Source organism: Microbacterium sp. MM2322, assembly GCF_964186585.1.
Taxonomy (GTDB): domain Bacteria; phylum Actinomycetota; class Actinomycetes; order Actinomycetales; family Microbacteriaceae; genus Microbacterium.
This window is the reverse complement of record NZ_OZ075067.1, coordinates 797,632-812,122: the sequence shown is the minus strand read 5'-3', so window position 1 is coordinate 812,122 and position 14,491 is coordinate 797,632. Positions and strand designations below refer to the sequence as shown.

The following is a 14,491-nucleotide window of genomic DNA, read 5'->3' as shown; positions in this document are numbered from 1 at the left end:
GCCTCCAGATTAGGGGCGGAATCCCATGCAGGGGCCGCGCCGGGACACCCGGCATCCCGCGATAATGGACGCATGACGGCCCGGCGCCCGACGGCCTACAACGCGATCTCCACCTCTTCGCGCGTGGAGATCCTCCACCTGCTGCAGACCACTCCGCAGCAGACCGTCGGCGAGCTCGTGGCGGCGACGTCACTGCATCCGAACACCGTCCGCGAGCACCTGCAGCGCCTCATCGACCGCGGCTTCGTCGCGACCGAGATCGAGAAGCGCACGGTCCGCGGCCGGCCCCGCGTGCTCTACCGCGCGGTCGACGGCGTGAGCGTGTCGAGTCCGGAACACCGGCGCAAGGTGCAGGCGGCCGTCGAACGCGGCGACCTCATGCGGCGCGTCATGCCCGAGACCGCAGGAACCCTCACGGGCGTGGAACAGCACCAGCTGGACGCGCTCGTCGAGCAACTCCTCGACGGCGGCTTCGACCCCGAGATCGACGAGGACGACCTCACGATCGACCTCACGCCCTGCGCGCACGCGGCAGATCAGGCCGACCACCGCGAAACCCTCTGCGACGTCCACCTCGGACTCATGCAGGGCGCCCTGAGCGAGGCCGGCGGACCGCTCGCCGTCGACGGCATGCGCTCGTCGTGCGACACGCAGCAGTGCGTCATCCAGCTGCTGCGCCGCCGACCCGACGCCTGACGTCAATACGCGAGGTTGCTCCGCACCGAGGAGTACCAGATCCATGCGTAGCCGCCCCGGTAGTGCAGCTTGTACCAGTGCCGTTTCGAGTCCGAGACCTGCAACGGCGTGCCCTTCGGGATGGTTCCACCCACCGCGCCGCCCGCGCTCTTTCGCCACGTCGCGTTCTTCGTCGTCCGCACGTGAAGGTCGGAGTGGTTCGCCGCGGTCGTGAACGTCCCGTTGACGTGCGTGTACACGGTGCGCGCGATGTCGCGGATGCCGGCCTTCGACGAACCGGCGTCCCCGATGACCGTGAGCACGAAGGTTCCCTTCGGGCCTCGGACGATCGCCGAGTCGGCCTGCAGGAGCCCGCCCTTCACCCACAGCGACCCCGGCTTGGACGCCTGGTAGGCGGATGCGGGGATGCCGTTCGGGATGCGGGAGCGGAAGAGCTGCGTGTGCATGAGAGTGAGCATCACCCCCGTGCTCGCCTTGCTCAGGAGCTGGCCCTTCTCGAGGCGATAGAGCAGCAGGCTGAGGTCGTTCGACGTGGTGCGGTTACCTCCGTAGAGGACGTCCTGACCCTTCAGAACGCGACCGTACGACGTCTGCGAGTAGCCCGCCGCGGCGATCTGCTTGTTCAGGTTCGAGATGCCGATCCAGTGCACGAGGTCGGTGTGGCAGTAGTTGTCCGACATCCAGATGAGCTCGCGGAGGCACTCCTGGACGGTCAGCCCTGACGAGAGCTTGGTCGTCAGCGACGCCTGCTTCTTGTCGACTCTCGTGAGCGCCGCCCAGGTGACGAAGAGCTTCATCATGCTGGCCGGCTCGCGACGCGTCGCGCCGGTGAGGCCCGAGACGACCTCCAGTCCGCCGATCTGACGGACGGTGACGGCATAGGACGAGGAGGGATGCCGCTTCATGGTGGCGGCGATCTTGTCTCGGAGCGTCACGGCCGCGGCGCCTCGGACGGCCGTGCACCCGTCGCCGGAGAGCACCGTCGCGTGCAGGCGGCTCGCCGGCCCTACCGCGAGGACGGTGTCGCGGCGCCTGTCGAGCAAGGCCGCTGCCGCGTCCGAGACGCATTCGGCGCGCGCGTAGAGGAACGGCTGCCGCAGCGCACCGGCGACCGCGGCCCCCGTGCCGGACTCGTGATGGGGGATGCCGGCGCCCGAGACGACGACGGCCCGGGTCGTCGTGTCGGGGTAGTCGGCCGCGGTGGCGATCGCGACGGCCTCGCTGGTGCTGCCTGCCATGCGCCTGACGCTGATGCCGGCGGATCGGATCTTGTCGACGAACGCCGATCCCATCATTGAAGGCACGTTCATCAGGACGACGCCCTTCGCCTTCACTGCGCGCAGGGCGTCCATCGTCGCGACCGATGCGGTGCCGCGGCCGTCCACGGCCATGAAGCCCGCCCCGGTCGCTGCCGCCGCGGCCGCAGCGATGGGAGCGGTGTCCATGGTGCGACCGTCAGCGACGTACACCCGGTCGACAGGGCCCTGGAAACGCAGGACTGCTCGCGACAGCGCGTAGGTGTCCCCGCCGGAGATCCGCTCGACGGGAGCCGTCTTCGCGAGGACGCGCGCGACCGCGGCGTCCACCGACGCGGTCGACCCGACGACGAGGATGCGCCTCGGTTTCAGACGCGCGAGTTCGGTCGTGATGGAAGCGGGGATCGCGTCCGGCGCCACGTAGAGCAGGGGCACTCTGCGGGCGCCTGCGAGGTAGGCGGCGATCTGCGCGTCGTGGCGTTTCGCGGCCGAGATGACGACCTCCGCGCTCCCGTTCGGGAAGAGGGCGCGACTGGCCGCGATGGTCTGATCCGCGGCAGTGGGGGCGCTGATCCGTGTGGCCGACGGCATCCGCGGCGCGGGCGGCGCCGCGAGGCGAGCACCGGCATCCGGAGTCGGGACGGGGGTCGGCGCGGGTGTGGGAGTGGGAGTCGGCGTGGGTGTGGGAGTCGGCGTGGGTGTGGGAGTCGGCGTGGGTGAGGGAGACGGAGAGGGGGTCAGCGTGGGAGACGGCTTCGGCGTCGGCGTGGCAGACGGCGTCGGCGTGGGACTCCGCGTCGGAGTGGGGCTCGGAGTGGCAGACGCCGTCGGTGTGGGAGTCGGCGTGGGCGTCTGCGCGGCCTCCGCCGGGGTCGACGTGAGCACCAGGACAGCGCTCAGCCAGACCGCGGTGAGAGCTGTCGTCCGCCGCGCCGTCGCGGGAACGCGGGTGGAGTGGCCGCGAGTCATGTGGCCAACCGTAGGCGGCGGAGACCGCTCCCACCATCGCGGACACGGGCTCGGCGGCATCCGATTGTTTTGCACGGCCCGATCCGATCCCGTGATCAGCGGCGAGTCGTACCGTCGGAACATACCCGTGGAAGGACCAAGCCCGTGGACTTTCTGGACCCGCTCATCCTGTCTCGCCTGCAGTTCGGCCTGACGACGCTCTACCACTACCTGTTCGTGCCGTTGACGCTCGGCATGGCACTCACGGTGGCGATCTTCCAGACGATCTGGCACCGCACCGGCGACGTGAAATGGCTGCACATCACGCGCCTGTTCGGCAAGATCTTCCTCATCAACTTCGCGATGGGCGTCGTCACCGGCATCGTGCAGGAGTTCCAGTTCGGCATGAACTGGTCGGACTACTCCCGCTTCGTCGGCGACGTCTTCGGCGCACCGCTCGCCTTCGAAGGCCTGATGGCCTTCTTCTTCGAGGCGACGTTCATCGGGCTGTGGATCTTCGGGTGGGACAAGCTGCCCCGCCGCATCCACCTGCTCACCATCTGGGCGACGGCGTTCGGGTCGATCCTGTCGGCCTACTTCATCCTCACCGCGAACGCGTTCATGCAGAACCCGGTCGGGTACGAGCTGAACCCCGAGACCGGACGAGCGGAGCTGACGGACTTCTTCGCGCTCCTCACCAATCCGGTCGCGCTCGCCGCCTTCCCGCACACGATCTTCGCGGCGTTCATGTTCACCGCGGCCGTCATCATCGCCGTTGCCGCCTACCACCTGCGCCGCGGGCAGCACCTCGACACCATGCGCCCGGTGCTCCGATACGGGATGTGGTTCATGATCATCTCCTTCGTCGGCACGGCCATCAGCGGCGACCAGCTCGGGCTCGTCATGGTGCAGACCCAGCCGATGAAGATGGCGGCTGCCGAGGCCCTCTGGAAGACGGCGTGCGGAGCGGACGCATCCTTCTCGATCTTCTCCATCGGCACCCCCGACGGGACGGCGGAGGTCTGGTCGCTGCGCGTGCCCTACCTGCTCTCGTTCCTCTCCACGCACACGCTCGACGGCTGCGTCGAAGGTCTCAACAACCTGCAGGATCTCTACACGCAAAAGTACGGCGCGGGCGTCGACTACATGCCCGAGATCTGGGTCACCTACTGGTCGTTCCGCTGGATGATGGGCTTCGGCGGCATCGCGACGCTCATCTCGGTCGCCGGTCTCTGGGTCACGCGTAGGAAGGCCACGCGACCCGTCGCCGGATGGATGTGGCGCGTCGCCATCTGGTCCGCCCCGCTCCCCCTCTTCGGCAGCCTCGTGGGCTGGATCTTCACCGAGATGGGCCGCCAGCCCTGGATCGTGTTCGGCTTGATGCACACCGAGGACGGCGTCTCCCCGAACGTCCCCGGCTGGACCGTACTGATCTCTCTGGTCGCCTTCACCGCGATCTACGCGGCGCTCGCGGTGGTCGAGTTCCGCCTCATCCTGAAAGCCGCGCAGCAGGGTCCCGACCCCCTGCCCGGTCCCGACGACCCCGACCCGCGGGCTCTGCCGGTCGATCAGACCCCCTCGACGGTCTACTAGGAGCACGCCATGGATCTCGCCTACCTCTGGTTCTTCATCGTCGGTGTGTTCTTCGTCGGCTACTTCGTGCTCGACGGGTTCGACTTCGGCGTCGGGATGAGCCTGCCGTTCCTCGGCCGAGATGAAGTGTCGCGCCGCCAGGTCATCAACACCATCGGCCCCGTGTGGGACCTCAACGAGACCTGGGTCATCGTGGCCGGCGCCTGCCTGTTCGCCGCGTTCCCCGAGTGGTACGCGACCCTGTTCAGCGGCTTCTACCTGCCATTGCTGCTGATCCTCCTCGCCCTGATCCTCCGCGGCGTCTCGTTCGAGTACCGCCACCAGCGCGAGGGGCTCGCGTGGAAGCGCGGGTTCGACCGGATGATCGTGATCGGGTCGGTCATCCCGGCCCTCCTCTGGGGTGTCGCCTTCGGCAACATCGTGCAGGGCGTCCCGATCGACGCCGACAAGAACGTCACCGGCTCGCTCCTGACGCTCCTGAACCCCTACGCCCTCTGCGTCGGTGTCACGACGCTCCTCCTCTTCTTCCTGCACGGCCTGTACTTCGTCGGGCTGAAGGCCGACGGCCGGGTGAAGGACGACGCGCACCGCCTGGCCCAGCGGGTCGCGTTCCCGGCGATCGCGTTCGCGGCCGGCACGGTCGTCTGGACGACCGTCATCGCGATGGACCGCGACGCCCCGCTGCTGGCGGTGGTGATCGGATGCGGCGCCCTCGCCGCGCTGGCTCTTCTCGGGTCGGCGGTCGCCAACCTCCGCCGTCGCGACGGCTGGGCGTTCGCGCTCGGCGCGGTCACGATCGTCACCGCGGTCCTGATGCTCTGGTTCGCCCTCTTCCCGTACGTGATGCCGTCGTCGACCGACCCCGCGTTCTCCCTCACGATCGAGAACGCCTCGAGCACCGACTACACGCTCGGCGTCATGACCTGGGCGGCGGTCATCTTCGTGCCGGGGATCCTCGCCTACCAGGCCTGGACCTACTGGGTCTTCCGCAAGCGCATCACCCGCGTCCAGATCGAGAAGGCGGATGCCGCGCCCGCTCACTGAGCGAGCGGGGGAGGATCGATCCATGGCTCCTGAGGTCGAACCCCGGCAGCCGCCGGTGGACCCTCGCCTGTGGCGGTACGCGGCGGCATCCCGATCGTTCTTCGTCGTCATCGCGGTCCTCTCGATCGCGCAGACGGCGGCGATCGTGGGCTTCGCGTTCTTCACGACGCGCGCGATCGTCGACGCCATCGCGGGCGCCGATCTCACCGGCACGCTCGTCGCGCTGACCGCCGTCGTGGTCGCCCGGTCCCTGCTGTCGCTCCTGCGCGAACGGGTCGCGGCGCGCGCCTCGGCCCGCGTCGAGTCGCAGCTGCGCGCGGCGGTGCTCGACGGCATCGCACGGCTCGGCCCGGGGTGGATGGCGACCCGCAGCACGTCGCACCTCGCCCTCGTCGCGGGCCGCGGACTCGACGCACTCGAGCCCTACGTCGGTCGGTACCTTCCCCAGCTGGTGCAGACCGTGATCGCAACGCCCCTCCTCATCGCGGTCATGTGGCAGGCCGACGCGATCTCCGGGCTCACCGTTGCCCTCACCCTGCCCCTCATCCCGATCTTCATGATCCTCATCGGTCTGGCGACCCGCTCGGTGCAGCGCCGCCAGTGGGAGACCCTCACCCGACTCGCGACCCGGTTCTCAGAGACGGTTGCGGGGCTGTCGACCCTCACGGTCTTCGGCCGGCAGCGTCGCGCCGCCGACTCGATCGAGCGGGTGACCGACGACTACCGTCGCGAGACGATGACGGTGCTGCGCGTCTCCTTCCTCTCCGGATTCGCGCTGGAGTTCCTCGCCTCGATCTCGGTCGCGATCGTCGCCGTCGCGATCGGGTTCCGCCTGATCGACGGCTCGCTCACCCTGAGCGTCGGTCTGTTCGTCCTGCTCCTCGCCCCCGAGGCGTTCCTCCCGATCCGCCAGGTCGGTGTGCAGTTCCACGCGTCGAGCGAAGGGGTCGCCGCCACGCGCGACGTCTTCGCCGTGCTCGACGAGGCAGCCGCGGCATCCGTCCCGCCCCCGCCGACGGCGACGGCCGCTTCGGGGGCGGATCACCGGCTGCGGCTCGACGGCGTCCGCGTGCGCGAGCTTCCCCCGGTCGACCTCGAGGCCCGCTCGGGCGAGATCGTGCTCATCGAAGGCCCGAGCGGCGCCGGCAAGTCGAGCCTGCTGCAGGCGCTCCTCGGCGCCGCGCCCGCGACCGGCCGCATCGAGTTCGACGGAGCGGATGCCACCTCCCGCCCGCCGTCCACGTGGCTGGCGTGGGCGGGGCAGCGCCCGGGGCTCGCGTCGGGCACGATCACTGCGAACATCTCCCTCGGCGACGGCGACATGCCCGCCGAGATCGTCGCGCGAGTGCTCGACCTCGTGGGTCTCGACGACGTCGACCCCGAGCGGATGCTGGGAGTCCAGGGAGCCGGCCTGTCGGGCGGCCAGGCGCAGCGCGTCGCCGTCGCCCGCGCCCTCGCGCGTCACCTGCGCGGGCACGCGCCCGTCCTCGCGCTCGATGAGCCCTCGGCGGCCCTCGACGCCGCCGCGGAAGACCACCTCTGGCAGTCGCTCCGATCCGTGGCGGATGCCGGGGCCCTGATCCTCCTGGTCTCCCACCGCGAGAGCGCCCGAGCGATCGCCGACCGGGTCGTCCGCCTGAGCGGCGCGGAGGTGAGGGCATGACGACGACCGCCGACGTCCTCCGCGCCTCCGTCCCTCCGCCGCGCCGGTTCTGGCGGGCTCTCGCGTCCGGGTTCCTATCCGAGGCGTCGGCGGTGGCGCTCCTCGCCGTCAGCGCGTGGCTCATCGTCCGCGCCTCAGAGCAGCCCCTCGTGATGTACGTCGCAGCGGCCGTCGTCGGAGTCCGCGCGTTCGCGCTCTCGCGTGCCGTGTTCCGCTACACCGAGCGTCTCGCGAGTCACGACGCGGTCCTCCGTCAGCTCGCGGCGACCCGCACCGACCTGGTGCGCCGTCTGCTCCCGCACGCTCCCGCCGGGCTGGCGTCGTCGTCGCGTGGCGCCGCCTCGGCCGCGCTCGTCGACGACATCGACGAGCTCCAGAATCTGCCCCTCCGAGTCATCCTCCCCCTCGCATCCTCCGCCACCGTCGCGATCGGAGCGGTCGTCCTCGTCGCGCTCGTGTGGTGGCCGGCCGCGCTCACCCTGCTCGGGTGCCTGATCGTCGCCGGCATCGCCGCGCTCGCCTGGGGATGGGTAGCGGGCGCGCGCGCGGAACGCTCGATCGCTCCGCTGCGGGCACGGCTCCGCGACGCCGTGCTCGACCACCTGTCGCGCCTCGACGTGCTGGTGGCTTTCGGCGCGGAGACCGCATCACGTGCCGCAGTCTGCGAGGCGGATGCCGCTCTCCGCCGCGCGGTGCTCCGCCGCGCGGGCGCGCAGGCGGGGACGGCAGCACTCGTCTCACTCGCCGCCGGAGTCGCGACCGTCGCCGCCGTCCTCGTCGCCGCACCGGCCGCCGCCGCCGGCTCGATCACCGGTCCCGCGCTCGGAGTCGCCGTCCTCGTCCCGATGGCCGTGTTCGAGGTCTTCGCTGCGGTGCCGCTCGCGGCGTCCGCGTGGCGGCAGGTGCGCGCCGCGGCATCCCGTGTGGCCTCGGTGGTGCCCGCGACGGTCCCGGCCGAGATCCCGCCCACGGGCACGCCGACCGGCGAGGCACCCGCGCTCGGCGACGGTCTGCGACTGCGCGGAGTCGACGTCACCTGGCCGGGTGCCACGCATCCCGCTCTCACCGGCGTCGACCTGGACCTCCGTCCCGGCGAGCGCCTGCACGTCGTCGGTGCGAGCGGGGCGGGCAAATCCACCCTCGCCCACGCCCTCGTCCGGTTCCTCGCAGTGAACGGCGAGTACACGATCGGGGGTCGCCCCGTCGAGACGATCGCCCCCGACGACCTCAGACTGACGGTCGGGCTGTGCGAGCAGCATCCGATGCTCTTCGACGAGGACATCCGCCAGAACCTGCTCTTCGCACGCGACACCGCGACCGACGACGACCTCGAGCGGGTTCTGGAACGGGTCGGGCTGGGCGGCTGGCTGCGGGCCCGGGGCGGGCTCGACGCGCGCGTCGGCGAGCGCGGCTCGCTCGTCTCCGGTGGTCAGGCGCAGCGCATCTCGCTCGCGCGTGCGCTCCTGCGCGGCTTCACCGTCCTGATCCTCGACGAGCCGACCGCCGGGGTCGACCCGGCCGCGGCCGACGCGCTCCTCACCGACCTGCTCGGCGCCGTCGACGCCTCGCACGCCGTCGTGCTCATCTCGCACGCGGAGCTCCCGGCATCCCTCGTCGATCGCACGGCGCGCGTCGCGAACGGCCGCATCACGGATGCCGCCTGACGAGACGTGTCAGGCGGTGGGCGCCTCGCGTTCCGCCGCGGCGGCGATGCGGTTCGCCATGCCCTGGAAGATGAAGCCGTGGAACGGGAGCACCGCGAACCAGTAGAGGCGCCCGGCGAGACCGGTCGGGAAGAACACGGCGCGCTGGTCGTAGCGCGATCCTGAGCCCTCGGGACTCGCCCGCAGCTCCAGCCACGCGAGCCCGGGCACCTTCATCTCCGCGCGCAGGCGGAGGAGGTGGCCCTCTTCGACCGCCTCGACGCGCCAGAAGTCGATCGCGTCGCCCGCGGCGACCTTGCCGCGACTCCGGCGGCCTCGCTGCAGGCCGACACCGCCCACGAGACGGTCCATCCAGCCGCGGACGGCCCAGAGGAACGGCGACGAGTACCAGCCGTTCTCGCCGCCGATGCCGACGATGACGCGCCACAGCTGTTCGGGGGTCGCCGACGTCGTCGCGGTCTGCGTGTCGGTGAAGACGAGGCGGCCCGCCCACTCGGGGTCGCTCGGCAGCGGGTCGCTCGGCACCGACGAGACCTCGGCGTCCTGCCAGCTCGTCTCGACGGCGTCGGCTTCGACCTTGCGAAGCGCCAGGCGCACCGACTCGCGGTACGACGTGAGCCCGCCTTCGGGCCGAGGCAGCAGGTCGTCGACGTCGTGGTCGTCCATGATGCACTCGTTCTGCAGCGACGCGATGAGCGGCCGTGCGATCGACCGCGGCACGGGGGTCACGAGGTTCACCCAGTGCGACGCGAGTCCGGGAGTCAGGACGGGAAGCGGCGCGATCGCGCGCTGCCGGAGTCCCGCCTCCACGGCGTACCCGTTCATCATCTGGCCGTACCGCAGCACGTCGGGTCCGCCGATGTCGACGGCCCGGTTGACCTCCGGGTCGACTTGCGCCGCGGCGAGCAGGTAGTGAAGGACGTCGCGGACGGCGATCGGCTGGATGCGGTTGCGCACCCACTTCGGCGCGGGCATGTACGGCAGCACGTCGGTGAGGTGGCGGACCATCTCGAACGACGCGGAGCCCGACCCGATCACGACCCCTGCCTGCAGCACGAGAGTGGGCGCGCCGCTCTGCAGCAGCACCTCGCCGACCTCGACCCGCGATCGCAGGTGCGGGCTCAGTGCCACGCCGGCCGGGTGCAGTCCACCGAGGTACACGATCCGACCGACGGATGCCGCGGCCGCCGCATCGGCGACCGTCTCGGCGGCGCGGAGGTCCTTCGACTCGAAGTCGGCGCCGCCGCCCATCGAGTGGACGAGGTAGTAGAGCATGTCGACGTCCTCGACCGCCTGGGCCACGGCATCCGCGTCTTCGGCAGCGCCCTCGACGACCTCGACCTCGCTCCCCCAGACGAACGCCGCGACGCGCGCTGGAGTCCGCACGAGCACACGCACCCGGTAGCCCGCCGACAGGAGGCGGGGAACGAGGCGTCCACCGAGGTATCCCGTGGCGCCGAGGACGAGCGCTCGGGGCGCCGACCCGTCGGGACGGGGTCGCGCGACGAGGGCCGGTTCACGGCCGGTGGGGGCGGAGAGCTCGCTCATTCCGTCACCATAGACCGCCCCCGGAAGGCGGCGACCACTGCGCAGCATCCCGGGTTTGTCAAGAGACACACCGCCGAGGTGCGATGTTGCGCGCCGCTTCGTACCGTGGAGAGATGGCCAGGTCATCCCGTCCCCCGGTACCCCCGTCCTCCGACGCTGTGACCCGCTCTTCGCCACCGCCCCGCCTCGATGTCGACGACGTCATCGTGGTCGACACCAAGCGTGTCCGCACCGCCATCGGCGGCACCGTGGTCGGCAACTTCATGGAGTGGTTCGACTTCGGGATCTACGGCTACCTCGCCGTCACGATCTCGGCCGTGTTCACCGCGGATCTCCCCGAACCGTGGAATCTGCTGGCCGCTCTCTTCGGCTTCGCGATCTCGTTCCTCGTCCGCCCGATCGGCGGACTCGTGCTCGGGCCCCTCGGCGACCGCATCGGGCGCCAGAAGGTGCTGTTCTTCACGATGGCGATGATGGCTCTCGCCACGGCACTCATCGGCGTCCTTCCCACGAGCCAGCAGATCGGCCTGTGGGCGATCGCGCCGCTCTACCTCCTCAAAATGGTCCAGGGCTTCTCGACCGGCGGCGAGTACGCCGGCGCCACCACCTACGTCGCGGAGTTCTCGCCCGACAAGCGGCGCGGCTTCTGGTCGTCGTGGCTCGATCTCGGCTCGTACGTCGGCTTCGCCGCCGGCGCCTCGGTCGTCGCTCTGACCACGATCATCACCGAGTCGATCTGGGGCGACACCGCCATGGTCGACTTCGGCTGGCGCATCCCGTTCCTCGTCGCCATCCCGCTCGGCATCGTTGCGATCTGGTTCCGCCTCAAGATCCCCGAGACCCCCGCCTACGAGAACGCGGCGGACGAGGAGGCCGAGTCCAATCTCGACGCGGACCGCGACGACCCGCTCGCCCGCCACGGCATCGGCGGCATCCTCCGTCACCACTGGCGCGAAGTGCTCATCGGCATCGCGATCGTCGCCGCGACGAACACCGCGGGGTACGCGCTCACGAGCTACATGCCGACGTACCTCGAGGAGGAGGTCGGTGTCTCGAACCTCGGCGCCGCGGTCGCGACCGTCCCCGTGCTCCTCGTCATGTCGGTCTGCCTGCCGTTCATCGGCCGCCTGAGCGACCGCATCGGCCGTCGCCCCGTGTACATGATCGCCGCGGGATCGACGATCGTCCTGATGATCCCCGCGTTCGCCATCATGCAGATCGGTGAGGAGTGGGCTGTGTTCGTGGCGCTGGCGATGGTCGCGATCCCTGTCGCGTTCTATGTCGCCGTGTCGGCGTCGACCCTGCCCGCGCTGTTCCCGACGGCATCCCGCTTCGGGGCCATGGCGATCGCCTACAACGTCTCGGTGTCCCTGTTCGGCGGCACGACGCCGCTGTTCAGTCAGGCGCTCATCAAACTCACCGGCAACACCTTCATGCCGGCGTTCTACATCATGTTCTTCGCCGCGCTCGGCGGCATCGCCCTGCTGTCGATGAAGGAGACCGCGAAGCGGCCGCTGCTCGGATCGGTTCCGACGGTCGAGACGCGGGAGGAAGCCCTCGAGGTGGTCGCCCGCCAGGACGAGGACCCGCTCATCGACACGTCGACGATGCCCATCCCCGTCCACCGGTCATAGCGGGATGCCGTAGGCGCGAGACCCCGGCGAGGACGGCAGCGGCGCGAAACCGAGACGCGTGTAGAACGCCATCGCGCCGGTGTTCTCCGCCGAGGCGACGAGGTGGAGACCGCGCACGCCCCGCTCGCGGAGCGCGGCGAAGAGGGTCTCGATGAGGCGCCGCCCCGCGCCCTTGCCCTGAGCCTGCGGAAGCAGGTCGATGTGCAGGTGCGCGGGGAACTCGGCCGCGAACGGCTCGGGCTTCTCACCGCGCCCGTAGGCGTAGAGGAGCGTCCCGTCCTGACGGGTGATCTCCTTCTCAGGCTTCGGCCACTTGTGGGCGTGCCGCGGCCACCATTCGTCCCGGAACCACTGCTCGAACGCGTCGGTGTCGGGGGTCCCGACGACGTATCCCGACACCGTGCCGTCCTCCTCCTCCACGACGAAGGCGAGATCAGGGTGACGTTCGGCGTAGGGCAGCACCCAGATGTGGGCCCAGATGGCGTCGTCCTCGAAGATGCCGGTCCCGTCGCCCCCGGCATCCGCAGTGCGCAAGCAGATCTCGGCGAGCGCGGGTTCGTCGCCGGGGCGGAACGGACGGATGCGGGAAGCGGTCATCGGCGTCGTCCATTCCCGAAAACGCCACGGATGACGCTTCCGATGATCGTCTGCGTGGTCTTGGATCCGAGGATCTCCTCGAGGGGGGATGCCTGGGGTCGCCGGCGCGTGCGAGTCTGTCCGCCCGTCGTCCGGAGGATCCGCTCGTATTCGCGCTGCGCGTCGCGCTCGGCCTTCTGCTGCGCCTTGTCGGATGCCGCCTTCTGCTTCGCGTACTCGGCGTCGGCTTTCGCCTTGTCGGCGGCGGCCTTTGCCGCATCCACGGCCGCATCGGCCGCGGCCATCTTCGCGCCGAGGATCTCTCGCGCGGACTCGCGGTCCACAGGGGTCCCGTAGGTGGCGAGGAGGGGTGAGGCGGCGACCGCGGCCTGCACGGCGGTCGCCGCCGTCGGGGACATGAGCCCCTGCGGCGCGCGCAACCGCGTCCAGGCGACCGGGGTCGGCGCGCCCTTCTCGTTCATGACGGTCACGATCGCCTCGCCCGTGCCGAGTTCCTGCAGCACGCGCTCGAGGTCGTACCCCGACGTCGGATACGTGCTCGCCGTCGCACGGAGCGCCTTCGCGTCATCCGGGGTGAACGCCCGCAGCGCGTGCTGGATGCGCGAGCCGAGCTGACCGAGCACGTCGGCGGGGACGTCCTTCGGCGTCTGCGTCACGAAGAAGACGCCGACGCCCTTCGATCGGATGAGGCGGACGGTCTGCACGATCGCGCTGGTGAACGCCTTCGACGCGTCGCGGAAGAGGAGGTGCGCCTCGTCGAAGAAGAACACGAGCTTCGGCTTGTCGGCATCCCCCACCTCGGGGAGGATCTCGAACAGCTCCGCCAGCAGGTACATGAGGAACGTCGAGAACAGTTCGGGCTTGTCGGCGATGCCGGGAACCTCGAGCAGCGAGATGATCCCGCGTCCGTCGGGCGCCGTTCGGAGGAAATCGCGGACGTCGAACTCGGGCTCGCCGAAGAAGACGTCGGCGCCCCCGTCGGCGAAGGTGATGAGTTCGCGGAGGATGACGCCCGCCGTCGCGGACGAGAGCCCGCCGAGGGTCTTCAGCTCGGCCTTGCCGCCGTCGCTCGTCAGATACGTGAGGACGGCGCGGAGGTCCGCCAGATCGACGAGCGGCAGCGCGTGCGCGTCGGCGTAGTGGAAGACGAGCCCGAGGCTGGACTCCTGCGTCTCGTTGAGCCCGAGGACGCGGCTCAGCAGCAACGGGCCGAACCCGGTGACCGTGGCGCGCACCGGCACGCCCGTTCCGATCCCGCCGAGGGCGAAGTACTCCGTGACGGATGCCGCCGGCTCCCACGCCTGCCCGATCGCCTCGGTGCGGGCCAGGAGCTTCGGGGTCGACTCCCCCGCCGTCGCGACGCCTGTCAGGTCGCCCTTGATGTCGGCGGCGAAGACGGGGACGCCCTTCGCCGCGAGCTGCTCCGCGAGCCCCTGCAGCGTGCGTGTCTTGCCCGTACCGGTGGCGCCGGCGACGAGCCCGTGCCGGTTCGTCATGGCGAGCGGGATGCGGATCTGCGCGTCGCGGACCGCATCGCCGTTGACGAGCGCGCCAAGGTCGAGCGTCGCTTCGTCGAACGTGTAGCCCGCGACGATGCGGGCGACCTCGGTGGCGTCGAGCGGGCCGGCCGTGTCGTCGGCCGCGTCTGCCGCCGCGCTGGGCTCGGCGGGCGGGGGATCTGTCGTCGGGGCCTGGGTGGCAGCGGCATCCCCCTGCGCCTTCGCGGCTTCGGCGCGGGCAGCGGCGAGGGCCGCCTGCGCCCGCGCGAGCTTCAGCTCGGCCTCGGCGGCGGCGGCCTCTGCTTCGAGGCGGGCGAGTTCGGCAGCGGCTTCGTCGGCGCTCATGCCG

10 protein-coding genes are annotated in these 14,491 nt (G+C 70.6%); 6 read left to right on the top strand and 4 right to left on the bottom strand.

Annotation, left to right across the window (positions count from 1 at the left end):
* Positions 1–72: 72 nt before the first annotated feature.
* Positions 73–696: an ArsR family transcriptional regulator gene (locus ABQ271_RS03930; protein ID WP_349310225.1), complete on the top strand. Its 624-nt coding sequence runs from the start codon at positions 73–75 to the stop codon at positions 694–696.
* 2 nt (positions 697–698) lie between these two features.
* On the opposite strand, the gene ABQ271_RS03925 is transcribed toward ABQ271_RS03930, so the two are convergent.
* Complete coding sequence (locus ABQ271_RS03925; RefSeq protein WP_349310224.1) at positions 699–2,921, bottom strand: serine hydrolase; 2,223 nt, start codon at positions 2,919–2,921, stop codon at positions 699–701.
* Positions 2,922–3,065: 144 nt separating this feature from the next.
* Here ABQ271_RS03925 and ABQ271_RS03920 point away from each other — a divergent pair, with 144 nt between their 5' ends.
* The 4 genes from ABQ271_RS03920 to cydC are packed head-to-tail and all read left to right on the top strand — an operon-like array spanning position 3,066 to position 8,864.
* Positions 3,066–4,493, top strand: coding sequence for a cytochrome ubiquinol oxidase subunit I (locus tag ABQ271_RS03920; RefSeq protein ID WP_349310223.1), 1,428 nt, complete (start codon positions 3,066–3,068; stop codon positions 4,491–4,493).
* 9 nt (positions 4,494–4,502) lie between these two features.
* Positions 4,503–5,537 (top strand): cytochrome d ubiquinol oxidase subunit II, encoded by a 1,035-nt coding sequence (gene cydB / locus ABQ271_RS03915; RefSeq protein ID WP_349310222.1) that lies wholly within the window; start codon positions 4,503–4,505, stop codon positions 5,535–5,537.
* A gap of 22 nt (positions 5,538–5,559) precedes the next feature.
* Positions 5,560–7,200 carry a thiol reductant ABC exporter subunit CydD gene (gene cydD, locus ABQ271_RS03910; protein ID WP_349310221.1) on the top strand — a complete coding sequence of 547 codons (1,641 nt, stop codon included), beginning with the start codon at positions 5,560–5,562 and terminating at the stop codon, positions 7,198–7,200.
* Complete coding sequence (cydC, locus tag ABQ271_RS03905) at positions 7,197–8,864, top strand: thiol reductant ABC exporter subunit CydC (RefSeq protein ID WP_349310220.1); 1,668 nt, start codon at positions 7,197–7,199, stop codon at positions 8,862–8,864. Before cydD ends, cydC begins: the two co-directional genes overlap by 4 nt.
* 9 nt (positions 8,865–8,873) lie before the next feature.
* Here the strand turns inward: cydC and ABQ271_RS03900 are convergent, their stop codons facing one another.
* A complete protein-coding gene (locus tag ABQ271_RS03900; RefSeq protein ID WP_349310219.1) occupies positions 8,874–10,412 on the bottom strand; it encodes an SDR family oxidoreductase in 1,539 nt (512 codons plus the stop codon).
* 158 nt (positions 10,413–10,570) lie between these two features.
* Between ABQ271_RS03900 and ABQ271_RS03895 the strand changes: the two genes are divergently transcribed.
* Entirely contained in the window at positions 10,571–12,046 is a 1,476-nt protein-coding gene (locus tag ABQ271_RS03895; RefSeq protein ID WP_349310218.1) for an MFS transporter, read from the top strand.
* On the opposite strand, the gene ABQ271_RS03890 is transcribed toward ABQ271_RS03895, so the two are convergent.
* Positions 12,041–12,643: a GNAT family N-acetyltransferase gene (locus ABQ271_RS03890; RefSeq protein WP_349310217.1), complete on the bottom strand. Its 603-nt coding sequence runs from the start codon at positions 12,641–12,643 to the stop codon at positions 12,041–12,043. The two genes, ABQ271_RS03895 and ABQ271_RS03890, sit on opposite strands and share 6 nt — an antisense overlap.
* Positions 12,640–14,487 (bottom strand): helicase HerA-like domain-containing protein, encoded by a 1,848-nt coding sequence (locus tag ABQ271_RS03885; RefSeq protein WP_349310216.1) that lies wholly within the window; start codon positions 14,485–14,487, stop codon positions 12,640–12,642. The genes ABQ271_RS03890 and ABQ271_RS03885 overlap by 4 nt, the downstream gene beginning before the upstream one ends.
* Positions 14,488–14,491 lie beyond the last annotated feature (4 nt).

What these genes read in the sequence shown, in the direction of transcription:
- ABQ271_RS03930 (WP_349310225.1), top strand. Translation starts at nt 73, where the DNA reads ATGACGGCCCGGCGCCCGACGGCCTACAACGCGATCTCCACCTCTTCG.
- ABQ271_RS03925 (WP_349310224.1), bottom strand. Translation starts at nt 2,921, where the DNA reads ATGACTCGCGGCCACTCCACCCGCGTTCCCGCGACGGCGCGGCGGACG.
- cydB (WP_349310222.1), top strand. Translation starts at nt 4,503, where the DNA reads ATGGATCTCGCCTACCTCTGGTTCTTCATCGTCGGTGTGTTCTTCGTC.
- cydD (WP_349310221.1), top strand. Translation starts at nt 5,560, where the DNA reads ATGGCTCCTGAGGTCGAACCCCGGCAGCCGCCGGTGGACCCTCGCCTG.
- cydC (WP_349310220.1), top strand. Translation starts at nt 7,197, where the DNA reads ATGACGACGACCGCCGACGTCCTCCGCGCCTCCGTCCCTCCGCCGCGC.
- ABQ271_RS03900 (WP_349310219.1), bottom strand. Translation starts at nt 10,412, where the DNA reads ATGAGCGAGCTCTCCGCCCCCACCGGCCGTGAACCGGCCCTCGTCGCG.
- ABQ271_RS03890 (WP_349310217.1), bottom strand. Translation starts at nt 12,643, where the DNA reads ATGACCGCTTCCCGCATCCGTCCGTTCCGCCCCGGCGACGAACCCGCG.
- ABQ271_RS03885 (WP_349310216.1), bottom strand. Translation starts at nt 14,487, where the DNA reads ATGAGCGCCGACGAAGCCGCTGCCGAACTCGCCCGCCTCGAAGCAGAG.